Origin of the sequence: Hymenobacter setariae (assembly GCF_007713685.1) — a bacterium.
GTDB classification, from domain to species: domain Bacteria; phylum Bacteroidota; class Bacteroidia; order Cytophagales; family Hymenobacteraceae; genus Hymenobacter; species Hymenobacter setariae.
In genome coordinates this window covers 612156-635962 of the sequence record NZ_VMRJ01000002.1, presented here as the reverse complement: position 1 = coordinate 635962, position 23807 = coordinate 612156, and the positions used below count along the sequence as shown (strand labels likewise).

17 protein-coding genes and 1 tRNA gene are annotated in these 23807 nt (G+C 59.3%); 13 read left to right on the top strand and 5 right to left on the bottom strand.

The window, feature by feature from the left end:
- Window positions 1-44 precede the first annotated feature (44 nt).
- The 6 genes from FNT36_RS09065 (at window position 45) to FNT36_RS09040 (ending at window position 10961) form a co-directional block, all read left to right on the top strand.
- A complete protein-coding gene (locus tag FNT36_RS09065; RefSeq protein ID WP_144846603.1) occupies window positions 45-1391 on the top strand; it encodes a family 43 glycosylhydrolase in 1347 nt (448 codons plus the stop codon).
- A 188-nt stretch (window positions 1392-1579) separates the two neighbouring features.
- Window positions 1580-3985 carry a glycoside hydrolase family 31 protein gene (locus FNT36_RS09060; protein WP_233635799.1) on the top strand — a complete coding sequence of 802 codons (2406 nt, stop codon included), beginning with the start codon at window positions 1580-1582 and terminating at the stop codon, window positions 3983-3985.
- A 187-nt stretch (window positions 3986-4172) separates the two neighbouring features.
- Complete coding sequence (locus FNT36_RS09055) at window positions 4173-6245, top strand: alpha-glucuronidase (protein ID WP_144846599.1); 2073 nt, start codon at window positions 4173-4175, stop codon at window positions 6243-6245.
- A gap of 56 nt (window positions 6246-6301) precedes the next feature.
- Window positions 6302-7924, top strand: a complete 1623-nt coding sequence (locus tag FNT36_RS09050) for a glycoside hydrolase family 43 protein (protein ID WP_233635798.1) — start codon at window positions 6302-6304, stop codon at window positions 7922-7924.
- Window positions 7925-8012: 88 nt separating this feature from the next.
- Window positions 8013-9941 (top strand): alpha/beta hydrolase-fold protein, encoded by a 1929-nt coding sequence (locus tag FNT36_RS09045; RefSeq protein WP_144846595.1) that lies wholly within the window; start codon window positions 8013-8015, stop codon window positions 9939-9941.
- A 63-nt stretch (window positions 9942-10004) separates the two neighbouring features.
- Window positions 10005-10961 (top strand): glycoside hydrolase family 43 protein, encoded by a 957-nt coding sequence (locus tag FNT36_RS09040; protein WP_144846593.1) that lies wholly within the window; start codon window positions 10005-10007, stop codon window positions 10959-10961.
- Between the two features lie 76 nt (window positions 10962-11037).
- Here FNT36_RS09040 and FNT36_RS09035 read toward each other — a convergent pair whose 3' ends face one another.
- Both FNT36_RS09035 and FNT36_RS09030 read right to left on the bottom strand, forming a co-directional pair.
- Window positions 11038-12987 carry a glycoside hydrolase family 97 protein gene (locus FNT36_RS09035; protein WP_144846591.1) on the bottom strand — a complete coding sequence of 650 codons (1950 nt, stop codon included), beginning with the start codon at window positions 12985-12987 and terminating at the stop codon, window positions 11038-11040.
- A gap of 289 nt (window positions 12988-13276) precedes the next feature.
- A complete protein-coding gene (locus FNT36_RS09030; protein ID WP_144846589.1) occupies window positions 13277-13627 on the bottom strand; it encodes a Dabb family protein in 351 nt (116 codons plus the stop codon).
- A 370-nt stretch (window positions 13628-13997) separates the two neighbouring features.
- Here FNT36_RS09030 and FNT36_RS09025 point away from each other — a divergent pair, with 370 nt between their 5' ends.
- Entirely contained in the window at window positions 13998-15107 is a 1110-nt protein-coding gene (locus FNT36_RS09025) for a glycoside hydrolase family 18 protein (protein ID WP_233635797.1), read from the top strand.
- Window positions 15108-15356: 249 nt separating this feature from the next.
- A complete protein-coding gene (locus FNT36_RS09020; RefSeq protein WP_144846587.1) occupies window positions 15357-16475 on the top strand; it encodes a Gfo/Idh/MocA family protein in 1119 nt (372 codons plus the stop codon).
- Window positions 16476-17086: 611 nt separating this feature from the next.
- On the opposite strand, the gene FNT36_RS09015 is transcribed toward FNT36_RS09020, so the two are convergent.
- Window positions 17087-17818, bottom strand: coding sequence for an SDR family NAD(P)-dependent oxidoreductase (locus FNT36_RS09015; protein ID WP_144846585.1), 732 nt, complete (start codon window positions 17816-17818; stop codon window positions 17087-17089).
- A gap of 171 nt (window positions 17819-17989) precedes the next feature.
- On the opposite strand from FNT36_RS09015, the gene FNT36_RS09010 reads away from it, so the two are divergent.
- Window positions 17990-18358 (top strand): winged helix-turn-helix transcriptional regulator, encoded by a 369-nt coding sequence (locus tag FNT36_RS09010; RefSeq protein WP_144846583.1) that lies wholly within the window; start codon window positions 17990-17992, stop codon window positions 18356-18358.
- 303 nt (window positions 18359-18661) lie between these two features.
- Here the strand turns inward: FNT36_RS09010 and FNT36_RS09005 are convergent.
- Window positions 18662-18734, bottom strand: a tRNA-Gly gene (locus FNT36_RS09005).
- 98 nt (window positions 18735-18832) lie between these two features.
- Here FNT36_RS09005 and FNT36_RS09000 point away from each other — a divergent pair.
- Genes FNT36_RS09000 through FNT36_RS08990 form a run of 3 tightly spaced genes read left to right on the top strand, consistent with a single transcriptional unit; the run spans window position 18833 to window position 20700 of the window.
- Window positions 18833-19075, top strand: coding sequence for a hypothetical protein (locus tag FNT36_RS09000; RefSeq protein WP_144846581.1), 243 nt, complete (start codon window positions 18833-18835; stop codon window positions 19073-19075).
- Between the two features lie 45 nt (window positions 19076-19120).
- Window positions 19121-19669 (top strand): GNAT family N-acetyltransferase, encoded by a 549-nt coding sequence (locus tag FNT36_RS08995; RefSeq protein WP_144846579.1) that lies wholly within the window; start codon window positions 19121-19123, stop codon window positions 19667-19669.
- 14 nt (window positions 19670-19683) lie between these two features.
- The gene (locus FNT36_RS08990) at window positions 19684-20700 is read left to right on the top strand and encodes an alpha/beta hydrolase (RefSeq protein ID WP_144846577.1); all 1017 of its coding nucleotides are present in this window, start codon (window positions 19684-19686) and stop codon (window positions 20698-20700) included.
- Here FNT36_RS08990 and FNT36_RS08985 read toward each other — a convergent pair.
- Window positions 20697-22913, bottom strand: a complete 2217-nt coding sequence (locus FNT36_RS08985; protein WP_144846575.1) for a B12-binding domain-containing radical SAM protein — start codon at window positions 22911-22913, stop codon at window positions 20697-20699. The two genes, FNT36_RS08990 and FNT36_RS08985, sit on opposite strands and share 4 nt — an antisense overlap.
- A 122-nt stretch (window positions 22914-23035) precedes the next feature.
- On the opposite strand from FNT36_RS08985, the gene FNT36_RS08980 reads away from it, so the two are divergent.
- On the top strand, window positions 23036-23740 hold the full coding sequence (locus tag FNT36_RS08980) for a zinc-ribbon domain-containing protein (RefSeq protein ID WP_144846573.1): 705 nt from the start codon (window positions 23036-23038) through the stop codon (window positions 23738-23740).
- Window positions 23741-23807: the final 67 nt, after the last annotated feature.

Below are 23807 nucleotides of genomic sequence, written 5' to 3'. Positions count from 1 at the left end.
CAGCCTTTTTGACTTCGAAACCTATCCACAATTTCTACCCACCCATGCTGAGGCACAAACTATCCTACATCCTAGCCGGTCTGGCCTGCCTGCTAGGCAACGCTGCCCAGGCGCAGAACCCGTTTATTACCAACCAATTCACAGCTGACCCAACGGCGCGGGTGTTTAATGGCCGGGTGTACGTGTACCCGTCGCACGATATTCGGGCCACCCCCGGGCACGGGCGGGCCGGCTGGTTTGTGATGGAGGACTACCACGTGTTTTCCTCGGCCAACCTCACGGAGTGGACCGACCACGGTGTGATTGTGACCCAAAACAAAGTGCCCTGGGTGAAGCCCGACAGCTACAGCATGTGGGCGCCCGACTGCATGTTCCGCAACGGCAAGTACTACTTCTACTTCCCGACTACCCCCCGCGATACGACCATCAGCAAGGGCTTTACGGTGGGGGTAGCCGTGTCTGATAAGCCCACCGGCCCGTTTGTGCCGCAGCCACTGCCTATTAAGGGAGTGCGCGGCATCGACCCCAACGTGTTTATCGACAAGGATGGGCAGGCCTATCTATACTGGTCGCAGGGCAATATCTACGGCGCTAAGCTCAAGGAGAACATGCTGGAGCTAGCCTCCGAGCCCAAGACGCTGGGCGAGCTGCCTACTAAAGGACTAAAGGAAGGTCCTTATCTATTTGAGCGCAAAGGCATTTATTATCTGACCTACCCACACGTCGAGAACAAGACCGAACGCCTCGAATACGCCACCAGCACCAGCCCTCTAGGGCCGTTCACGGTGAAGGGCGTGATTATGGACGAGTCGCCGACGGGATGCTGGACCAACCACCATTCCCTGCTAGAATTTAAGAACCAGTGGTACCTGTTTTACCATCACAACGACCTGTCGCCCGCCTTCGACAAAAACCGCTCGGTCCGTGTCGATAGCCTGTTTTTCGAGCCCGACGGGGCCATCCGCAAAGTGATACCCACCCTGCGCGGCGTGGGCCTGACTGATGCCAAGCAGAAAATTCAACTGGACCGCTACAGCCGCCTGAGTAGCAGCGGCGCGAACATCGCCTTCCTCGATACCGCCAACAAATTTCAGGGCTGGAAAACCGTGTTTGCCAACAACCAGGGCTGGGTGCAATACAATGTGGTAGCCTTCGGCAAACAAGCGCTCAAGACGGTGACGCTGCGCACGATGGCTGCCGCCGGCGCCACGGTGCAGCTGCGGGCAGATGGGGCCACCGGCCCGGTGCTCGCCCAAGTAACCGTGCCCAAGGGTAGCCAGTGGCAGGAGGTAAAAGCGCCTTTGTCGGCCTTCAAGCCCGGCACGCATACGCTGGTCGTTTCGTCCAAAACGAACACGCCCGTGGAGATTGACTGGGTCAAGTTCGAGTAAGTAAGTCGGACCTAGAAGCCTCTACTTATGCTGCGAAGCTCCTAGGCTCGGCAGCTCCACGTCGTGTAATCAAGTAGTCTTCTTGCCCACCAAAGCGGACCTAGGTCACTCATTTTCTCTCAACAGCTAACATGCTTTTCCGCTGCTTCGCCCTGCTCCGACTAAAGCCCGCTTGCTTGCTAGTGCTCGTGAGCTGGCCAATTGTGGGGTTTGGCCAAAGCGTCCGGAGCTACAAGCCGACTGCCGACCGTGTTACCATTGCTTTGGCCAAAGGGCAGCTGGTGTTGCGGCCGCTGGCCGAAAACGCCATTCGGGTGCAGTACACGCAAGGGGCGTTGCCCGCGCCGCCAGAATTGGTATTGACGAGCCAGCTACCAACGCCCGCTTTCAAAACCACGGACACGGGCACGGCGGTGGAGCTAGCTACCAAGCAAGTGCGGGTGCGCGTGGACAAGGCCACCGGCTCAGTTTCCTACCTGAACAACGCCGGCCAGGTGTTTTTGCGCGAGCAGCCTACTACCCGCCTACTACCGGCCGAGCCCGTGCTAGGCGAAGCCAACGTGGTGGCGCAGCAGCAGTTCCAAACCAGTCCCGACGAGCTGTTGCTGGGCCTAGGGCAGTTTCAGGACGGGCACTTCAACCTGCGCGGCGTGACCCGGCAGCTCACGCAGGTGAATACCCAAATTGCGCTACCTTTTCTGTATTCTAGCAAGGGCTACGGCCTGCTGTGGCACCAATACGGGCTCACCGATTTCAACCCGGCTGATGCGCCCATTGCCCTCGAAAAGCAGCCTGAAACGGCCGCCACCGGCACCGCAGTGGATGCCACCACTGCCAATGGCACCCAGAAAGTAGCGCAAGACCAGGCTACCTATACCGGCACGTTTACGCTGCCCGTGGCTGGCACCTATTCGCTGATGCTCGACCTAGGCGCGATGGGCAACCGGCACTACGTGGCCATCGACGGGGTAGCGTGCCTCGACCGGCGTAATTTTTGGCTGCCGCCCACGGCCAGCGCCCAAGTGCCCCTGAAGGCGGGCGCGCACACCGTACAGGTAGTGTGCAAGGCTAATAACACTCCGCGCGTGACCTACAAGCGGGTGGATGGGCTTACCACGTTCCGCTCGCCCAATGCCAAGCTGCTCGATTACGTGGTGTTTTATGGGCCGCAGGCCGACGAAGTTATCCGTACCTACCGCAACTTATCGGGCCAGGTGCCGCTGCTGCCGCAATGGGCCTACGGCTTTTGGCAATGCCGCGAGCGGTACACCTCCAGCGCGCACCTAGAAGAGACGGTGCAAGAGTTTCGGCGGCGCAATATCCCGATGGATGTGATTGTGCAGGATTGGCAGTACTGGGGCAAATACGGGTGGGGCGTTATGCAATTCGACGAAACCCATTACCCCGACCCGGCTGCCCTGATGCAGAACCTGCACGCCCAGCACGCCCGCTTCAACATTTCGGTGTGGGAGAACCTGAACAAGGAATCGGACATTGGCAAAAGCCACGTGGCCAATAACTTCTACATCCCGAATAGCCCCTGGCTCGACCTCACGAACCCCGCTGCTCGCAAGGCGCACTGGGCGGCCATCAACCAGCACCTGTTCCGCTACGGGGTCGACTCGTGGTGGCTAGATGCCACGGAGCCCGAAAACGACGCCCTGCACAGCAAGCAGCTCGCTCTAGGGCCGGGTGATTTTTACCGCCTCACGTACCCGCTTTTCGTCAACCAAGCCGTGTATGAGGGGCAGCGCGCCGCCACCCAGGATAAGCGCGTGTGCATCCTCACGCGTTCAGCTTTTCTGGGGCAGCAACGCTACGGCACCATCAGCTGGTCGGGTGATATTGGGGGCACCTGGGACACGTTTCGCCGCCAGATTCCGGCGGGGCTGGATTTCAGTATCACCGGCCTGCCGTACTGGACTACCGACATCGGCGGGTTTTTCCGGCCGGGCGCCGGGCAGTATACCGACCCGCAGTACAACGAGTTATTGATGCGTTGGTACCAGTGGGGTGCCTTCACGCCCATTTTCCGGGTGCACGGCTACCAAACCGAAACCGAGCCCTGGAAAAATGGCCCCGTGGTGGAGGCCAACATCCGGCAGCTGCTGGACGTGCGCTACCGCCTGCTGCCCTACCTCTACTCGGCAGCCTGGCAAGTGCACGCGCAGGGCTCGACGCTGATGCGGCCCTTGGTCATGGATTTTCGGACCGATACCACCGCCCGCCAGCAGGCCGGGGAGTACCTGTTTGGGCCGGCGTTTTTGGTGGCGCCCGTTACGGCGCCGGGCCGCACCGAGTGGCCCGTGTACCTGCCCCAGGGTGGGGCGTGGTATAACTTCTGGACCGGCCGGCGCCACGCGGGCGGCCAAACCATTACGGCCCCCGCGCCCCTGGCCACCACCCCAGTTTTTGTGAAAGCCGGCGCCATTGTACCCCTAGGCAAACGCCTGCAATACACCGGGCAAAAATCGGCTGACACGCTAGAAATCAGGGTGTACGCCGGCGCCGATGGCCGGTTTACGCTCTACGAAGACGAGGGCGACAGCTACCGCTATGAACAGGGCCAGCACACAACTATTCCCTTCGCGTGAGATGAAAAGCGCCGCACCCTGACCATCGGCCCCCAGCAGGGCGCCTACCCCGGCGCGCTAAAGCGGCGCGTCTTCAACATCGTGTGGGTGAGCGAAATCACCGGGCTGGGGGAGACCTTTGGCAAGCCCAGCAAGCAAGTGGCCTACCTAGGTAAGCCACTCACCATTAAGCAATAAGTCCTGTATCATGAAAAAGCTTCTTTTTAGTCTTTGGCTGCTGAGCACTACCCTAGGGCTGCGCGCCGAGGACGGCCACCAACTGTGGCTGCGTCCGCACCAGGCGGCGCCGGTCACGGTGGTAGTGGCGGCCAAAAACTCGACCCTGCTCGCTATGGCTAAGCAAGAGCTGGAGCGCAACTGGCAGGGAGCGGCCGGGGCTACCGTGACGCTCACGCTGAAGAAGGACAACGCCATCAAGCACGACGGCTTTCGCCTAGGTCCAACCAGCGTGCGAGCCACGACCGAAGCGGGCCTGCTTTACGGTGTTTTTGAATTGCTGCGCCGCCAGCAAACCGGCCAGCCGGTGGCCGATAAGGTGTTCAATCCTTCCTACGAGTACCGCCTGCTGAACCACTGGGATAACCCCGACGGCTCGGTGGAGCGCGGCTACGCCGGGCACTCCATTTTTTGGCGCAAGGACAGCTCGTTTGTGGTCACAGCCAAGGACAAGGCGCTGTGGCAGGAATACGCCCGAGCCAACGCGTCGGTGGGCCTCAACGGGGCCGTTATCAACAACGTGAATGCCTCGCCGCTCATCCTCTCGGCCGAGTACCTAGGCCGCACGAAAGCCATTGCCGACGTGCTGCGGCCGTATGGCGTGAAGACCTTTTTGGCGGTGAAGTTTTCGTCGCCGGTGCTGCTGGGCGGCCTCAAAACGGCCGACCCGCTGGACCCAGCCGTCAAGAAATGGTGGCAGGCGAAGGCGAAAGAGATTTACCAGCAGATTCCCGATTTCGGCGGCTTCCTGGTGAAAGCCAGCAGCGAGGGCCAGCCCGGCCCGCAGGACTACGGCCGCACGCACGCCGATGGTGCCAACATGCTGGCGGATGCGGTAAAGCCCTACGGCGGCCTGGTGATGTGGCGGGCCTTTGTGTACAGCCCCAACGATAAGGACCGCGCCAAGCAAGCCTACAACGAGTTTGTACCGCTGGATGGCAAATTCCGCGACAACATCATCGTGCAAGTGAAAAACGGGCCGGTTGACTTTCAGCCCCGCGAGCCGTTCAGCCCGCTTTTCGGGGCGCTGAAAAAGACTTCCGTGATGCCCGAGTTTCAGATTACGCAGGAGTACCTAGGGCACAGCATTGACTTGGCCTTTCTCTCGACCATGTGGGAGGAGTGCCTAGGTAGTGACACCTACCAAGCAGGCCCCAGCAGCACCGTGGCCCGCGTCACCGATGGCAGCGTGTACCCACAAAAGCACACGGCCATGGCCGGCGTTGCCAACACAGGCCTAGACCGGAACTGGACCGGCCAGGACTTTGGCCAGGCCAATTGGTACGCCTTCGGCCGCCTAGCCTGGAACAACCAGCTGAAAAGCGCCCAGATTGCTGACGAGTGGCTCAAGCAAACCTTTACCGGAGCTACCAGCTCGACGGCTAGCGCTTCAGACTGGAATACCAACTTTCTGGCGCCAGTCACTCAGTTGATGCTGGCTAGCCGCGAGGCTATCGTGAACTACTCTATGCCCCTAGGTTTGCACCATATCATGTCGGCTACCCACGACCACTACGGCCCCGGCCCCTGGTGGGCACCGCCCAAAATGCGCGCCGACTGGACGCCGCCCTACTACCACCAGGCCGATGCGCAGGGGGTAGGCTTCGACCGCACCACCGGGGGTAGCAACGCCGTGAGCCAGTACCACGAGCCGCTGGCCGGCCAGTTCAACAACCCCGCCACCTGCCCCGACGAGTACCTGCTCTGGTTTCACCACTTGCCCTGGGATTTCAAGATGAAAAGCGGCCGCACGCTCTGGGACGAGCTAGCCCTGCACTACGACCACGGCGTGCAGCAGGTGCGCCAGTTTCAGCAGGTGTGGGATAAAGCCCAGCCCTACGTGGATGCCGAGCGCTTTGCGGCGGTGCAAAACAAGCTGCGCGCCCAAAGCGGCAACGCCGTGCTCTGGAAAGACGCTTGCCTGCTCTACTTCCAGCAGTTTAGCCACCTGCCCATTCCGGCTATCGTCGAGCCGCCAATGCACACCCTAGAGGGAGTGATTGCCAACGATGCAGTGCGGCCTAGGCAGCAGCCGCGGCCCTAATGCCTCTGCCTGTTGCCCAGCGGCGAGCCGTCTACCCCACTTTTTACTTTATTTCTGTGCCTAAGCAATTCCTGTCTGCTGCCCTATTTGTTGCGCTTGGGCAAGCCGCCTTCGCCCCGTGCAGCTACGGCCAGGCGGCCGCTAAGCCGGGCGAAAACCCGATTATCCGCGACGTATTTACGGCCGACCCGGCGCCGTTGGTGTACAAGGACAAGCTGTACCTCTACGTGGGCCACGACGAGGCGAAGGAGGGCCAGATGTTCAACATGAATGACTGGCTGTGCTACTCCACCACCGACATGAAGCACTGGACCGCACACGGTCCCATCATGAACGTGCGCGACTTCAAGTGGGCTACCAAGGATGCTTGGGCCTCGCAGGTAGTGGCTCGCAACGGCAAATTTTACTTCTACGCAGCGGTGCAGGAGGGCGCCCCGGCCAACGCCAAAGCCATCGGGGTAGCCGTGTCGGATAGCCCCACTGGCCCCTTCGTGGATGCCCGCGGCTCGGCGCTCATCTCCGACAAAACCACCCCCGGCCCCAACGGCTGGGACGACATAGACCCCACCGTGTTTGTGGATGACGATGGCACGGCGTGGCTGGCCTGGGGCAACCCCAACTGCTACCTGGCCAAGCTCAAGCCCAACATGACGGAGCTCGACGGGCCCATCCAGCGCAAAGAGGTGCCCAACTACACCGAAGGCCCGTGGCTGCACAAGCGGGGCAACCTGTACTACCTCACCTACGCCGCCTTTGCCCACCAGGGCATGTCGGAGAAAATGTGCTACGCCACGGCCCCCAAGGTCACCGGCCCGTGGACCTACCGCGGCATCCTCACCGACCAGGCCAAGAACAGCTACACGATTCACCCCGGCATTGTCGAGTTCAAGAAGCAGTCGTACTTCTTCTACCACAACGCCACGCTCACCCTGCCCACCGGCGAAAGTGGGGCCCTAGGCCGCCGCAGTGTGTGCGTAGAATATCTGTACTACAACCCGGACGGCACCATTCAGCCCATCACCCAAACCGTGGCCGGCGTGAGCGGGCCGCCCAGCCCTAGCCGCCCCGCGCCGCCCGCCAGTGCCCCGGCTACTTCGGCCCCCGGCGTCAGCGTTGTGCAAAACCTGCTGCCGCGCCCCGCGCAGTGGCCCGGCGCGCCCCTACTGAGCACTATGTCCAACCCGGCCAACACGGCCCTCGACAACATCAGCTTCAACCATGACAAGGGCGGTACTAGCCTGGGCCAAACTTTCCGGGTGCCGGCCGATGGCAAGCTCACGCGCATCGACCTATTTGGGGGCGACGGGTTGGGCACCGATACCAAGCAGTCCGTGACCCTGGCGCTCTACGACCTAGGTACGCAGGAAAACCCGGCCTATACTCCCGGCACCAACCTCCTAGGGGGTGGCAAAGGACTAGCCATTGCCTACACGCCGCAGCCGGCTGGGCTGTTGCAGTTTGATTTTGCAGGAGCTAACCAAGTGCCCTTGCAGGCCGGCCATACCTACGCCTTCGAGCTGCAAGGCCTGGAAAAGTCGGCGCCGCTTTTCTGGCGCGCGAGTCGGCAGGAGGCCTACCCGGCTGGCGGCGCCTACTTCAACCGGCTGCCGCTACGCCTGAACGACAAGCCCGGCTACGACTTTGGCCTGGCAGTTTATACCACAGCCAACCCGAACTAACAGGCGCCACCGTGCAGCTGACTATCTAGGAGCTTTTCGTTTTTCTACATGCTGCTGCCCGTAGGGCGGCGTACTTTTTCCCACCACTATGAGACTGTTTTTTCCTCTACTAGCGAGTATTGCCTTGCTGAGTGCCGGTAGCGCCTTGGCCCAAAAAACCAGTATGGAGGCCCCTAGGGGCTTCGACCAGCCCGCCACGGGCATTGCCACCGGCCGCATCGACAGCATCAGCTATACCTCCAAAACGGTGGGCACGGTGCGCAAGGCGCTGGTGTACACGCCGCCCGGCTACTCCAAAAAGAAGAAGTACCCGGTACTGTACCTGCTGCACGGCATCGGCGGCGACGAAAAGGAGTGGCTCAAGGGCGGGCACCCGCAGGTGATTCTGGATAATCTGTACGCGGCCGGCAAGCTCAAGCCCATGCTGGTGGTGATGCCCAACGGCCGGGCCATGAAAGACGACCGGCCCATCGGCAATATCTACGGGCCCGATAAAGTGGCCGCCTTTGCCAACTTCGAAAAAGACCTGCTCACCGACCTCATTCCCTACGTCGAGAAGCACTACCCGGCCCTTACCACCCGCGAGAACCGAGCCATTGCCGGGCTGTCGATGGGCGGGGGGCAGTCACTGGATTTTGGGCTGGGCAACCTGGATAAATTTGCCTGGGTAGGGGGCTTTTCGTCGGCCCCTAATACCAAGATGCCCGAGCAGCTGGTGCCCGACCCCGCCAAAGCCAAAAAGCTCCTGAAGCTGCTCTGGATTTCGTGCGGCGACGCCGACGGCCTGCTGCCCATCAGCCAGCGCACGCACGACTACCTCTACGAGCACAACGTACCGCACGTGTACTACCTCGAAGCCGGTGGGCACGACTTTAAGGTCTGGAAAAATGGGCTGTACATGTTCTCGCAGTTCTTGTTCAAGCCCGTTGATGTGGCGTCCCTACCCACCTACACGGTGCTAGGCGCCCAAGCTACCACCAACGTGCGCAACGCCAAATACCCGCAGATACTGCCCGACAACCGCGCCATGTTTCGCCTCAAAGCCCCCGGCGTGCAGAAAGCGCAGCTCGACCTAGGCCGCAAATACGATATGGTGAAGGACAGCAGCGGCACCTGGACCACCACCACCGACACCCTGAGCCGGGGCCTGCATTACTACTCGCTGCTGCTCGACGGCCTGCCCATCGCCGACCCCGCCAGCGACACCTTCTACGGCATGGGGCGCATGGCCAGCGGCATCGAGATTCCGGGCCGCGGTACCAGTTTCTACGCCCAGCGCGACGTGCCCCACGGCGAAATACGCGAGCGGAAGTTCTTCTCCAAAGTCACCAATTCGTGGCGCCGGTTTTTCGTGTACACGCCGGCCGGCTACGATGCTAACACGTCCGCCAAGTACCCGGTGCTGTACCTGTTGCACGGCGGCGGCGAAGATGAGACTGGCTGGGCCAAGCAAGGCAAAACCGACGTAATCCTCGACAACCTGATTGCCGACAAAAAGGCCAAGCCCATGCTCATCGTGATGATGGACGGCAACATGGGTGGCCCGGGCGGCCTGGCCGGCTTCGGCGAACAATCGCTGAAGCGCTTCGAGGACGAGCTCAAGCAAAACGTAATGCCCGCGGTAGAAAGCAACTACCGCGTAGCGCCCGGCGCCCAAAACCGCGCCCTGGCCGGCCTCTCAATGGGCGGCCTACAAACGCTCTACGCGGGCATGAAAAACACTGACCAATTTGCCTACCTAGGGGTGTTCAGCTCGGGTTTCTTCGCCAATAATGCGGCCCTGTCTGACCCGCAGTATGCTTTCATGAAAGCCAACGCGGGCACCATCAACACCAACCTTAAACAGCTGTGGCTCTCGATGGGTGGGCCCGAAGACATTGCCTACGCCAACAACAAGGTGATGCGCGCCAAGATGGATGAGCTAGGTATCAAGTACGCCTATAGCGAGTACCCTGGCGGCCACACCTGGCCCGTATGGCGCCACGATTTGTATATGTTCGCCCAGAAGCTGTTTTAGACAACTCAAACGCCCTGGCCAGACCTAGGGCCGGGCGCTTCTTCCACTCCCGCTATTTCCATCATGAAAAGCCTTCTCCTCACGTTCCTGCTGGCCTGCATGGCTAGTGCTTCGCTCCGGGCGCAAAACCCAATTATCAAAGACGTGTTCACGGCCGACCCGGCGCCGCTGGTGTACCGCGACACGCTGTTTCTGTACACTGGCCACGACACAGCCTCGGTGCAGGAAACTAACTACAAGATGCCCGATTGGCGCATCTACTCCACCACCGACATGGTGCACTGGAAAGACTACGGCACGCGCTTGTCACCTAGGACTTTCGCCTGGGCCACTGGCGATGCCTACGCAGCACAGTGCGTGTACCACAAGGGCAAGTTCTACTGGTTTGTATCCACATTTCATAAGAAAGACGACAACAGCCAAGGCGGCGCGGCCATCGGCGTGGCCGTGTCGGACCGCCCCACCGGGCCGTTCAAGGATGCCATTGGCAAGGCGCTTATCGTGAATGAGATGACCAAGGATAAGCCGCACGCCTGGGACGACATCGACCCCACCGTGTTAATCGACGATGACAAGCAGGCCTACCTGTACTGGGGCAACTTAAGCTGCCGCTGGGTGAAGCTCAAGGACAACCTGACGGAGCTGGCTAGCCCCATCACGGTGCTGAATATCAAGAACTACATCGAGGGCCCCTGGGTGTACAAGCGCAAAAAGCTCTACTACCTCGTGTACGCTAGCGCCGGCACCAAGCCCGAAATGATAGAGTACTGCACGGCCCCCAGCGCCACCGGCCCCTGGACCTACCGTGGCATCATTCAGGAAAACGTGCCGAACAGCTTTACTACCCATCCTGGCATCATCGACTACAAGAGCAAGAGCTACTTCTTCTACCACAATGGCTCCTTGCCCACCGGCGGCAGCTACCGGCGCTCCATCTGCGTCGACGAAATGCACTACAACCCCGACGGCACCATACAGCCGATAGTGCAGACGACCAAGGGCGTAGCACCGGCCAAGTAGCTACCAAACCAAAAGAGGACGACCTAGGTCGTCCTCTTCTTTTATAAGCTTGCTATGCGTCTAGGTTAGCAAGCTACTAGGGCATAAGCTCGATGCGGGCGGCGAAGCCGCCATCGGGCACCATCGTTAGGGTAATAGGTTGGCCGGGCTGCATCGGCTGAACGACGCGCTTGAAGTCCATGGCCTGCACGTCGGCATTCACGCCATCCTTAATTAGGGTGAGTTGGTAGCGAGCGCCCTTAGTTAGGAAGTCGGTCGGCAACGTTAGTTCGTGGGCTTTCTCGGCCGTCATGCCGCCTAGGTACCAAGTGGTGCCCTTGCGCCGGGCTGTGACGATGTAGTCGCCCACAGCCGCCTCCAGCACGCGTGTTTCATCCCAGGTCACGGGCACCGCAGTAATGAAAGAAGTAGTTTCGGGCTCGCGCAGGTAGTTGAAGGGATTGTCGGCGAGCATCTGCAAGCCGCTGGTAAACACGATGTACATGGCCAGCTGGTGGCCGCGGGTACCGATGCTCATCGTATTTACCCAGTTGCCGCGGTAGTCTTTGGGGTGGGCCGAGCGCATGGCGCCGGGCGTGTAGTCCATGGGCCCCACCGCATTGCGCAAAAACGGCAGATACAGGTTGTTCTTCGGCGTGGCTAGGCCGCCCCCGATGTTCTGCTCCATGCCTATCACGCCTTCGTACGACAGCACGTTGGGGTAGGCCACTTCTAGGCCGGCGGGCTTGAAGGCGCCGTGAAAATCGACCAGCAAGTGGTGTTCGGCCGCCCGCTTAGCCACACGGGTGTAGTAGTTGACCATCCACTGGTCGCTGCGGTCCATAAAGTCGATTTTCATGCCCGCTATCCCCCACTTCTCTAGGGTTTCATACACGGTGGGGTTGTTCTCGATAGCTAGCCAAGTGAACCACAGCAGAATCTTGACATTCTTAGTCTTAGCGTAGGCAATCAGCTCTTGCAGATTGATGGTCGGGTTGGGCTCAAACGGGTTGAGCGTCGTCTTAGCCCAGCCCTCATCCATGAGGATGTAGGGAATGCCGGACTTTGAGGCAAAATCGATGTAGTACTTGTAGGTGTCTTGGTTGTAGCCCGACTTAAAATCGACCCCGTACACGTAGGCGTTGTGCCACCACTCCCAAGTCACTTGGCCGGGCTTAATCCACTGCGTGTCCTTCAGCTGATTGGGCGTGCTGAGCTTGTACACCATTTGGTTGGCCGCCAGCTGCGCATCGCGCTCGGTGATGACCAGAAAGCGCCACGGAAACGTGCGCTTGCCAGCCGTTTTGACGAGGTAGGGCGCCTCGGTCACAATTTTCACGCTGCGGTCGCCGTCAGGCCCAAACTTCAGCGGCGCCTTCGGAAACGTGGCCGTGACCGTCTGCCCGTCCACGGCTTTTACAAACAGGCCCGGGTAGTCGTAGAGGTCGGCCTCTGAGAACAGCGCCTTGTACTTGGGGGTGGCGAACAGCATCGGCAGCACGCTCATTTTGTCCCGGTTCACAGCCTCCAGCGGTTGGCGCTTGTACAGGATTTCGTAAGCAGTTTTGAAGCTGCCTGTTTCCAAGTAAGACGTTTCGACGGGGCTGGCGAAGTGCAGGTGCACGTCTTCGCTGCTCACCTCCACCGAGTCCTTTTTGTTGGTAACGAAGCGGTAGGCTACCCCATCATTATAAGCCCGAAACTCCACGCTGAAATCGTTTTTGAAATCCAGCGTCAGCAAATTGTAGGCGTTGCTAATGGTGCTATTGGCGAGGGGCACCACTGGCTGCGATGTCGTATTCACCGCCTTGATAGACTTCTTGCGCAGCTGCGGGCGCTCGCCTAGGTGCTGGCCCGCGAGATTGAGTTGCACATACGAGTCTTGCAGCACCGGCGTGCCGCTTACCGACACCGCGTAGCTTATGCGCCCCTGCAAATTAACCGACACGCTGAGGCGCTTATCGGGCGACAGCAACGTAATGGGCGCACCTAGCAAACGCGCCGCAATAAACAAAAACGAAAGCGTGAAACAGAGTCTTTTGTGCATGAGGCCAGCTTAGTGAAATACGCAGTAGGCCAGCAAGGTAGCACGGTGGCGCGGCTTCGCTACCAGTGGCACCCTAGGTCCTTATCACTTCTGCACCAAGCTCTCGACATGTCACTTTCTGCTAGGCTCGGCAGTAGCCATCGTTCTTCGCTTTAACTGACCAACCAAAGCAAATGGCTCGCCACTGACCAAGGGTGATTGGCTTGGGCTGTGTACAGGCGACCTAAGCAGTTGTGCTAGGTACAGCTCTCGCCCACCATAACTGCTTAGGTTGCTTCTCACCTGGTGCCTACTCTCCTTGTAGGCTGGGTAGCATTGGTCCTACTGCGTCATAAATCACGACCTTTTCCCAGTAGCGGGCATATTCCTGCCTGAATGTGTCGTGAATCGGATGCTGCTGATAATCTTGCTCTGCGGCCGCACTCTCAAAAATGCACAGCAAAGAATAAGTATAAGTGCGGTCAATAACCGCACGGTCAGTTTCGGCCGGGGTGCCGACATGAGACAGCTTAATGGCCGGGATGCGCTGCAATTGCTGCAAGCCCTCTAGCAGGCTAGCCCGGTCGGTGGCGCTAGCCGCGGCCGGCATGTAAAACAGTACGTGATGCATGAAAACACCGGGCGAAGTAGACGCAGCCATAGTAGGAAGAGCAAAAGCAAAATGAAACTGACACGAGCCAAGCAACCGAGCTCGGCTTCCTGCAAAGTAAGGCGCCAAGAACTGGCAGCAGATAATAATGGCTGATAAATAGCCAGATGCCTTGACTAGTTTTTATACCTACGAAGCAATCAGCAGTGGAACACCTAGGCGAGCCTTTTGCCGCAAGGCAGGTCTAGAAGCCAGTTTCAAAAACAAAGCAGCCACGGGTCTACCAAGCTGTGCAAAGCCTAGCTAGTACTGGTGACGAGACTTTTTTGCTAGGCAAGGTGGTATGCTGGCAGTTGCTGTCGTGCGTGTGCGGCCTCTTACCTTAGAGACCAATTCGAACCTGCTTGTCTGTGCCTAGCTTATGCGACTTGTTCTTTGTGCGGCTTTCCTGGTAGCCACGATGGGAGGCATTACTGCTTTTCGCCTTTCTACGCCCCCCGCGGTCCCCAAGCCTAGTCTAGCAGTTATAGCTTATTACGCCGGCGATGCCACGGCCTTTCGGTCCTATCCAACCAAGGGGCTCACGCACATCATCTACAGCTTTCTGCATTTGCAAGGCAATTCTTTGGCCTTTGATAAGCCGCAGGATAAAGCTACTGTGGCCGCCTTGGTAGCCCTGAAAGCGCAACAGCCGCAACTCAAAGTCATGCTATCGCTCGGGGGCTGGAGCGGCTGCCAGACCTGCTCGCAGGTATTTGCGACGGCAAAAGGCCGCTCGGACTTTGCCGCTTCCGTCAAGCAGGTATTGCGGGCTACTCACACCGACGGTATCGATTTGGATTGGGAATATCCAGCTATTGCCGGCCCCCCGGGCCACCGCTTTGCCCCCGAAGACCGCCACAACTTCACGCTGCTAGTGCAGGCCCTGCGCGCTACCCTAGGCAACACTTATGAGATAAGCTTTGCCGCTGGTGGCTTCCCAGAGTATCTGCGCAAGTCCGTTGAATGGCCTGCTGTAATGCCGCTCGTCAACCGAGTTAACCTAATGAGCTACGACTTGGTAAACGGCTATAGCACCTTGACGGGTCACCATACGCCCCTCTACCCGAGTCCGCCACAGCAAGTCTCGGTGGATGACGGGGTGCGCTACCTTGACTCCGTAGGCGTGGCGCCGGGCAAGATTGTCATCGGCGCCGCTTTTTACGCACGAGTTTTTAATCACGTCCCTTCCGCTAAGCAGGGCCTGCGGCAAGCTGGCAAGTTTTATAAGACCTTTAATTATAAGGAATTTACCGACAGCTTATCAGCCACGCAGGGCTTCGCAACTTACTGGGATTCGATTGCGCAAGCTCCTTATGCCTACAACGCTCGCCGCCAAGAATTTGCCACATTCGACAATCCGCGCTCTATCCGCTTGAAAACGCAGTACGTCCGAACGAAGCATCTTGGAGGCATTATGTTTTGGGAATTGACGGGCGACAAGCCCCAACATGGCTTATTGGAGAGCCTGTATGAAGCGGCTGCGCAGTAGGGTCTTAGGCAGTAACATCCTAGTACATACTCCCCCAGTTCCCTCCTCTCTAGCAGAAGGATACTATCCTTTTTGCCCTGAACTTATACCCCTAGCTGGTCTATCTACTGTAGGGAAGCTAATGAACACCCGCCCAAGTGTGACGTATAACTAAAACAGGTGTGACTGGCATTTTGCCTGCACCTGTTCCCTAGACTATTACGGATTTGCTCCTTCGGCGAAGCCTTACCTCCTCAGCAGCTACTAGCTATGTTCCAACACACGAAGAAAATTCGCTACGCCGTCGTGGCCGGTGGTCAGATTTCGCAGCAAGCGTTTATGCCCGGCATTGCGCGCACCAATAACTCCGAACTCGCAGCTCTGGTGACCGGTGACCCAGTAAAGGCCGATGAGCTGGCCAACCAATACGACATCAAGGCGTGGTCGTATGAAGAATATGGCGCGCTGCTAGTCTCCGGCGAAATCGACGCCGTTTACGTGGCTACCCCTAATGCACTACATACCCCGTTCGTGGTGGCCGCGCTGGAGGCTGGTATCCACGTGCTGCTGGAAAAGCCCATGGCTTCGAGCGTAGCAGAAGCCGAGCAAATGTTGGCCGCGCAGCAAAAAAGCGGGGCTAAGCTGATGATTGCCTACCGGCTGCACCATGAGCCCGGCAATGTGGAGCTGTTTACGCGGGCCCACAACGGGGACTTTGGCGAGCTGCGGGCTTTCACCTCCATTTTTGCTCAAAACGTGGCGGAAGCCAATTCGCGCGGTCATAATGGCTATTGGGGCGGGCCAGTGCCCGACATGGGCACCTACCCGCTAAACGCGGTTCGTAATCTCTTCGACGAGGAGCCGATTAGCGTGCATGCCGTGGGTACGAAAACACCGGAGCGCGGCTTCAATTTTCACGATACGGTGGCCGTGATGCTGCGCTTCGCCAGTGAGCGTACCGCCCAGTTTACCGTCAGCTACGCGACGGCGTCGGCCGAGAGCTTCACCTTGGTTGGTACCAAAGCCACGGTTTACGCCTCACCGTGCTTCATGTTTGGGCCCAAGGTAGGCATCTCCTACATCGAAAAAACCGAGGACGGCAGCAAAACACATGACTTCAAGCCGGTCGAGCAGTTTGGCAACGAAACCCAATACTTTTCTGACTGCATCCTCCACGACCGTCACCCAGAAGCCGATGGAGAAGAAGGGCTGATGGATATGCGCGTGCTCGCCGCGGTAGAGCAATCGTTAGAGACCGGTGAAACGGTAGCGCTGCCTCCTGTGCAGCGCCGCCGCCGGGTGCAGCCCGACCAAGCTCTGGACCTGAAGCCTGCTAAGGAGCCCAGCGAGGATGATATGATTAGCATTATCCCACAGTCAGCCTCCTAGCTTACTTGTGGAAGAGTCCATTCAGTCGCCGGGCTCTTACCTATACTTCTGAACAAGATTCCTTACTTCTTGACGCACGAAAAAGCGCTAACCTAGGCCTAGGTTAGCGCTTTTTCGTGCGTCAAGAAGTAAGCCATAAAATCTTTGGTTATCAGCTTTACTACCTATACTTCCTGAGCCATGCAGCATACGTTCGGCTCCCCTCCGCCTTCGACGCCCTCTTCACCCTAGAGTCCGCCTGCGTCTACTATCAACTCACTTAAGCACAGCCTCAGACCGTACTCCACACTGGTCGGTTTTACACCAATTAGCTGCGCATCTGAGGCACCTACTTTGAAATCGGCTACTCCCCCCCCCAAGCTCGGCTATACTGAGGGCAACCTAGCCCACTGCTGCTACTGGTGCAACAATGCCAAAACCGATGATTTTAGCACGAAGGAGTTGTATCCCATCGCCGAGGCTCTCGCCCTATTCTGGCGCCAGCGTTTAGTTGCGTTACTTGCTCTTAGCAGAAATAACGCTATGCAGCTGTAACGCGCGGCTCTAGCGAATACTGGACACGTCGGTGGACAAGCAAGAATCGGCAAAACGCCTTGCCTATGCTCTCTTCCTTAAATCTGCCCCATTCCCCCATCCACAAAAAGCTCAATGCCATTTACAAAGCTGGCATCTGCCGAAGCTAAGAATAGAGCGGCGGCGGCAATCTCCTCCGGGCGGCCCATTTCCCCGCGCGGGATGAGCGCGGCAATCTGAGCTTTAAATTCTGGGCCGGTAGCGGCCATCATGGGCGTATCTATCGCCCCGGGACTTAGCAAGTTGACGCGGATGTGGCGGTCCTGCAAGTCCACCAACCAACCCCGAACGAAGGCCCGAAGCGTGGCTTTACTGGCGCTGTACACGCTGTTAGCGGGGTAGCCTTTGATAGAAGCCCCCGAGCCATTAAGCAAAATGGAGCTGCCTGTAGAGAGCAGTGGCAGCGCCTTCTGCACCGTGAAGAGTGTGCCACGCACGTTTAAATCAAAAATGGTGTCGAACAGTTCTTCGCTAATCTCACCTAGCTTGCCAAAGCCAGCCGCTCCCGCGCTGGCGAACAACACGTCTATCTTGCCCTTTTCCCGCCGGACTGTCTCGTAGAGGCGGTCTAGGTCGGCCAGGCTAGCCGCGTCGCCCAGCACCCCTGTCACGTTGCGCCCAATGGCGCGCACGGCGGCGTCGAGCTTCTCTTGGGTGCGGCCGGTAATAAAGACGTAGGCGCCTTCTTCCACAAATAAGTTGGCCGTGGCCAATGCCATGCCCGACGTAGCGCCAGTGATAACCGCTACTTTTCCAGTGAGCTTTCCCATTGTATTTTACTAAATTGAAGCAAATGCGCTACAGCTGATGCGCTGTTCGCGAAGCAAAATTCCGGTGGTCGAGAAGCCCTGACAAGTACGGAAAAGTTATTCGGCACCCGATACTTTTAACCCCTAGGGCGGTTTTAATCCCTATACCCCTCGGACCTTACCTGTTTCCCAATGTATCAGAAGAAAATTGCTAACACGCTGAACTGTGGCTCCGTGCTCACCAAAGAAGTGCTGCACGGCAAATGGAAATCCACTCTGCTCTCCTGCATTGCACAAGGTATTCAGCGCCCCAGCGCCATGCAACGCATGATTCCTAGCGCCACGCGGCGCGTGCTCAACGTGCAGCTAGCGGAGCTGGAACAGCACGGCTTGGTTCAGAAAACTATCTTCCCTGAGTTACCGCCCAAAGTGGAGTACAGCCTCACGAGTCTAGGGCAGAGCCTGTTACCGGTAATCGAGGTAATGGAGCAATGGGGCAACGCCCATCGCGCGGAGCTGGAACAAGCTCTGGCGGTAAGTTTAGCCGAGCTGCCTGACTAGCTAGCTCAAGGTATCTTTTGTGCCAGTCGCCGGACTTCTCATTTGTCTGAGAACGCGCGGTCCTATTCGATACAAATCCCCAGCGGCCAAGCAAATGACGACATAACTATAAACCCTACAGCGAAGGGTAGTGCCAACCTGACTCGCAAATTTCCTCACTTTTTGGCGAGGCAATACGCACTTCACTACTAGGCAGCCGCTTTTTTGGTCTGTATAGCTGACGTGGTAGAAGTGACTAGGCTACGTATAATTAAAAAATAAATCAGCCACTTAACATTTCTGCTAAGTGGCTGGCTTATAATGAGCGAGAAACGAGGCTCGAACTCGCGACCCTCAGCTTGGGAAGCTGATGCTCTACCAACTGAGCTACTCTCGCGGGGGTTGGTGGAGTAAAGATACAGTGGTTTGAGGAAATCGCAAGTAGTGCACTGGGCGTGGAACATCGAACCGTCCCTGGGCGTTTATTTAGTACGTATGCCCCATCGTCAATCGTCTCGCACTGTTCTCACGCCCTTCTCGCGCCGCATGGCGGCCGGCTTGCTTATTGCAGCAGGCATCTTACTAGTTCTAGGGCAGCTGCTTAAGCTATACGTCTTACTATTTAATTGGCGGGCGTTAGGGCTGCTAGAGTTTCAGCCGCTGTTGGGAGTGGCTCTAGGTATTGGGGCGGGGGTGCTTACTAGCTACGTGGGCTGGCGCGTGGGCCGGGCGGGCTAGGTGCAAGCTTTGGTTTGGGTAGTGTACCCGACCTTTGCTGGTAGTATGTCCTCTCCTCTCCGCATCTCTATTGCCAAGGCCAACCTGGCTACGGCTACCCGCTTGGCAGCCATAGGTCGCCAAACGTTTAGTGAAACCTTCGCCGCTGATAATACGCCCGAAGACATGGCCGCCTTCCTGGCCGAAACCTACGGGCCCGACATTCAGCTTAGTGAGCTTCAACAGCCTCAGTGCACATTTTTGCAGGCCGAGATGCAAGGCGAGCTGGTGGGCTTTGCCAAGCTCTGGCGCGACTCGACGCTGGGCCTCGGGCCTGGTGAGCCAGCGCAGGGCCGCCTTGAAGTAAAACAGCTGTACGTGGTTGAGGACTGGATTGGCACGGGCCTAGGTGCCGCGCTAATGCGCCGGGTGCTGGACTTGGCGCAGGCGGAGCATTGCACAGCTATTGTGCTGGGGGTATGGGAGCGAAACGAGCGCGCCAAGGCCTTTTACCAGCGTTTTGGTTTTCGGGAAGTGGGCGAGCAGGCCTTCAAGCTAGGCGAGGACATTCAGCGCGACCTCATCTTGCGCAAGGGCCTCGCGGGACGCACCTAGGCGTATATTTGGCCGTGCGGGTTTTTACTTATACCATACGCTGTCGCTTCGGCGCCCTGCTAGTGCTGCTGGCCGGGCTGGCCGGCTGCCAAGCTCAGCCTGAGGCGGCCAGCGGGCAGGCGGGGGCGACGCACCCGCCCACTGGCCACTTTGCGGGCACGCTAGATGTGCCTGGCCAGCCAGCCCTGCGGGCCGCGCTAGAGGTACGCCACCCGCGTCCCGGCCATTATGATGCCGAATTAGTAGTGCCTACTGCCCCAAGCCTCAGCTTTGTGGCCGACACCCTAGACTTTGCGCAAAATACACTACGGCTCGCGCGGCCCGGGCGGGCGGACGAAACCCTGACCCTGACGCAGCAAGGAGATTTTTGGCGCGGGGCGCTGGCTGTCGATTCGGTTACCTACCCAGTGCTACTGCTGCGGCGAGGGCCAGCTGAGCCAGCCGTATACCGGGTGCGGCGCGATGAAGTAGCGGGGCCTAGCGGCCAAGCGCTACTCTTCAGTCCCGCCGACGAAACGCTGCCCGGCGTGGCCCTGGCCGTATTTCCTACCTCCGACACAGCCCCTGGTGCCCCCGCTTGGGCCGATGCCCTGGCCCGCGAAGGCTACACCGTACTGCTGCTGCCCGCCGCCGATACTCTGGTGCCGCCGCACCTTACGGCCGCTCTTGCCTACTTGCGCCGCACGCCGGGCGTCGATACAGCGCGGGTGGGTGCCTGGGCGGCCGGCACGCGCGCGCCACTGCTAGCAACTATGCTTGCCGAGGCTACCCTAGGTGGACCCCGGCCGGCTTTCGTGGTAGTGCAGGGTGCCCCGCCCCCTACCGCTGCCACGCGCCCGGTGTGGCGCACGCTAGCCCGCAGCGGGCACGTGCTGGGCGTTTATGAAGCTACCGATGCATCGACAGTCCGCACAGCGGCGGACCTGCGCACTGCCCTGGCCAACCCACGCACCCGAGTACTGCGCGGCCAAGGCGCGGGGCTGGTAGAAGCCGTAGTGGGCTGGCTGCGCGAGCAGCAACCACCCCGCTAAATAAGCAGCAGGCCCTTTTCGCGCAGCAGCTGCCAGGCGGGACTTTGCAGGAAGTTTTCCCAGGAGCCGGCCCCGGCCGGAAAGCTGGCAGCGGCTTCCTTGAGCAGCACTTTGGTGTCGTAATCGGTGCTGAGGCGCGTGAGCAGCTGGTGCAGCCAGGGGCCGATGAGTTCGGTGGTTTTTACCTCAAAGTCCTCGGCCTGCTCGTAGCACGTGAGTACAGCGCGGGTCGTTTTTTTATCCTTGGGGCCATTGCTGCCGATGGTACGCAGTTCGAACTCAGGTGCGTTGCCGAGCCAGAAGAGGCGGCGGTTGGGCTGGGCAGCGTCGGGCTTATCGGGCTCATTCAGGGCTTGCTGAATGAGCTGACGGGGCACTGTGGGGCGCGGCGTTTTGAAATCGAACCAGAAACTGAGCGGCTCGCGCAGGGCCACCCCGTGCATGTAGTTGTAGAGGCTCTTGGCGAGGCCAGGGCCAAACTGCTCGTGGTTGGCACCTAGGGGGTCGTCGTGCCAGAGGTCGTTCCAGGCAAACGGGCCAGGCTCGGGACCCACGGCGGCCACCTGGTACTTAGCGGGGTTTTTCCCGACGGGCGAGTGGGCCGTCATCGAGAAGCGGTGCCAGTAGCCGCTCTGCACTATGCCCGCATCGAAGAGCTGGCGCACTACTTCCAGCGCGTCCACGGTTTCCTGAGCAGTTTGGGTCGGGAAGCCGTACATGAGGTAGGCGTGCACTAACACCCCCGCTGCCGTGAAGCCCTGCGTGACGCGCGCCACTTGGGCAATGGTCACGCCCTTTTCCATAAGCGCCAGCAGGCGGTCGGACGCCACTTCCAGCCCACCCGAGATGGCGATGCAGCCCGAGGCGGCCAGCAGCCGGCACAGGTCGGGCGTAAAGGTTTTCTCAAACCGAATATTACCCCACCAGCTGATGCTGACGCGGCGCTTGAGCAGCTCGATGGCGAGGTCGCGCAGGGCCAGCGGCGGCGCGGCTTCGTCTACAAAGTGAAAGCCCGTTTGGCCGGTTTGGGCTACTATCTGCTCGATTCTATCGACTAGCAGCGTAGCGGGCGCGGCTTCGTAGCGGCCGATGTAGTCGAGAGTGACGTCGCAGAACGAGCAGCGTTTCCAGTAGCAGCCGTGGGCCACGGTGAGCTTGTTCCAACGCCCATCGCTCCAGAGGCGGTGCATGGGGTTCAGCACCTCGATTACCGAGAGATAGTCGCCTAGGTGCAGGTCGGAGTAGTCGGGCGTGCCCACCTCGGGGTGCGGAATGTCGGGGTGCGGATAATTGAGGTACTCCACCTCGCCGGCCTCATTGCGCAGGAAGGTGCGCTGCAGCTCGCTTTGCGGCAGTTGGCCCTGCAAATAGGCAAAGAGCCGCAGCCAAGGACCTTCGCCGTCGTCTAGCGTCAGGTAATCGATATAGTCGAAGAAACGCGGCTCTTTCAAGCCGCGCAGCTCGGTATTGGGGTAGCCGCCGCCCATCACGGTGGCGGTGGCGGGGCGCACCTGCTTGATGCGCTGCGCCAGGCGAAGGGCCGCGTAGAGATTGCCAGGAAAGGGCACCGTGAAGCCGACAATGTCGGGCTGCACCTCGGCCAGCAGCTCGTCGAGCAGCTCCAGCAGCATGGTATCGACCAGGTTGGGCGCACTTTGCAGGGCGTCGTGCAAGGGGTCGAAGTGCGTGGCCGACATGGCTAGGCTCTCGGCGTAACGCGACAAGCCAAACTGTGGGCCCACGGTCTCCTTCACCAAGTCGGCTAGGTCTTCCAGATACAGCGTGGCCAGGTGGCGCGCCTGGTCGGTGAGGCCCATCGTGCCGAAGGCCGTTTCGAGGTCGGCCACGTTGTCGAAGCGGCTGGCTTCGGGCAAGAAGCGGCCGTGGCAGATGCGCGGTGCCAGCGTGAGGTCGCGGTTTTGCAAAAACCGAATGGCCGGGCCGATGGTGGCTTCGTAGCGGCGGCGTAGGCGCAGCATGCGCTTGGCATTGTCGCTGAGGTCGTAGCCCCCGGCCTCAATTTCGTCGAACATCCGCCCTAGGCCCTCTTTCGAAAACAGCTTGAGCACCAAGCCGATGCTAAGGTCGGCCTGCCGCACCTCGTAGCCCCTCCCCTTCAGAAAGCCTTTGATGTAGGCTGTGGCCGGGTAAGGGGTATTGAGCTGCGTGAGCGGCGGCGTGAGCAGCAGAAGGCGGGGCGAAGCGGTAGACACGGGACTACAAACCTACGGGCGGGCGCAGAGGTTCAGCCGTTTTGCGAAGGAAAGGGGGCTCATGCGCAAGGCAGTTCCGATTTGCGTGTTTCTTTGGGGGCACTTCTTACTTCCTCATTCTCATGATTTTCTTTTTCGGCACTGGCACCTCCATCATCAGCAACTTTGAACTAGTAGGCGTTTCGTGCGTCAATTGCGGCACGCGCAACTCCGTGTTCGTCACCGTTTATTCGCGCTACCTGCACTTGTTCTGGATTCCGGTGTTGCCGATGGGCAAAAGCAGCGTGAGCAAATGCGGCCATTGCCAGCAAGTATTTGAAGCCAAGCAGATGCCGCCCGCCTACCGCGAGCCAGCGCTGGAGGCACAGCAGCAGGCCCGCATACCAGTCACGAATTACCTGGCCCTGGCCGTAGTTGGGGTGCTTTTTGTAGGCTTGATGATAGTAGGCGCCCTAGGTGGCCAAAAGCACCCCACCGCCAAGCAACTGACCAATGTAGTGGGGACGGCCCCGACCGCCTCGGCCATGGAAGAAGCCTTGGTGGCCGCCGACCCCGCCGCTAATGAGCCGCTGCTGGAGGCCCCAAAAGTGGCCGACATCTATGCCATGCGCAACCCAGACAAACACTACAGCCTGATGCGCGTGGCTCGCATCGCGCCCGACACGGTCTACCTGCAAACCAGCACCTACCGGCCCACCAGCCTAGAGGCCGTGAGCGCGCACCCAGACTCCATAATGAGTCAGCTTAATAACTTCTTGATACCCATGCCCCGCGCCAATGTCGCGGCCATGAACAAGACCAAGCTCTTGACAGTAGTGCGTAAGTAATTAGCCATCTATGCCTACAAAGCCAAAAGAGCGAGCAGAGCTTAGACCTGCTCGCTCTTTATTATTT

Excerpts from the sequence above, each read along its gene's own strand:
- FNT36_RS09025 (WP_233635797.1), top strand. The coding sequence starts at position 13,998 with ATGCGACTTGTTCTTTGTGCGGCTTTCCTGGTAGCCACGATGGGAGGC.
- FNT36_RS09065 (WP_144846603.1), top strand. The coding sequence starts at position 45 with ATGCTGAGGCACAAACTATCCTACATCCTAGCCGGTCTGGCCTGCCTG.
- FNT36_RS09020 (WP_144846587.1), top strand. The coding sequence starts at position 15,357 with ATGTTCCAACACACGAAGAAAATTCGCTACGCCGTCGTGGCCGGTGGT.
- FNT36_RS09015 (WP_144846585.1), bottom strand. The coding sequence starts at position 17,818 with ATGGGAAAGCTCACTGGAAAAGTAGCGGTTATCACTGGCGCTACGTCG.
- FNT36_RS09040 (WP_144846593.1), top strand. The coding sequence starts at position 10,005 with ATGAAAAGCCTTCTCCTCACGTTCCTGCTGGCCTGCATGGCTAGTGCT.
- FNT36_RS09045 (WP_144846595.1), top strand. The coding sequence starts at position 8,013 with ATGAGACTGTTTTTTCCTCTACTAGCGAGTATTGCCTTGCTGAGTGCC.
- FNT36_RS09030 (WP_144846589.1), bottom strand. The coding sequence starts at position 13,627 with ATGGCTGCGTCTACTTCGCCCGGTGTTTTCATGCATCACGTACTGTTT.
- FNT36_RS09010 (WP_144846583.1), top strand. The coding sequence starts at position 17,990 with ATGTATCAGAAGAAAATTGCTAACACGCTGAACTGTGGCTCCGTGCTC.
- FNT36_RS09000 (WP_144846581.1), top strand. The coding sequence starts at position 18,833 with ATGCCCCATCGTCAATCGTCTCGCACTGTTCTCACGCCCTTCTCGCGC.
- FNT36_RS08980 (WP_144846573.1), top strand. The coding sequence starts at position 23,036 with ATGATTTTCTTTTTCGGCACTGGCACCTCCATCATCAGCAACTTTGAA.
- FNT36_RS09035 (WP_144846591.1), bottom strand. The coding sequence starts at position 12,987 with ATGCACAAAAGACTCTGTTTCACGCTTTCGTTTTTGTTTATTGCGGCG.
- FNT36_RS09055 (WP_144846599.1), top strand. The coding sequence starts at position 4,173 with ATGAAAAAGCTTCTTTTTAGTCTTTGGCTGCTGAGCACTACCCTAGGG.
- FNT36_RS08995 (WP_144846579.1), top strand. The coding sequence starts at position 19,121 with ATGTCCTCTCCTCTCCGCATCTCTATTGCCAAGGCCAACCTGGCTACG.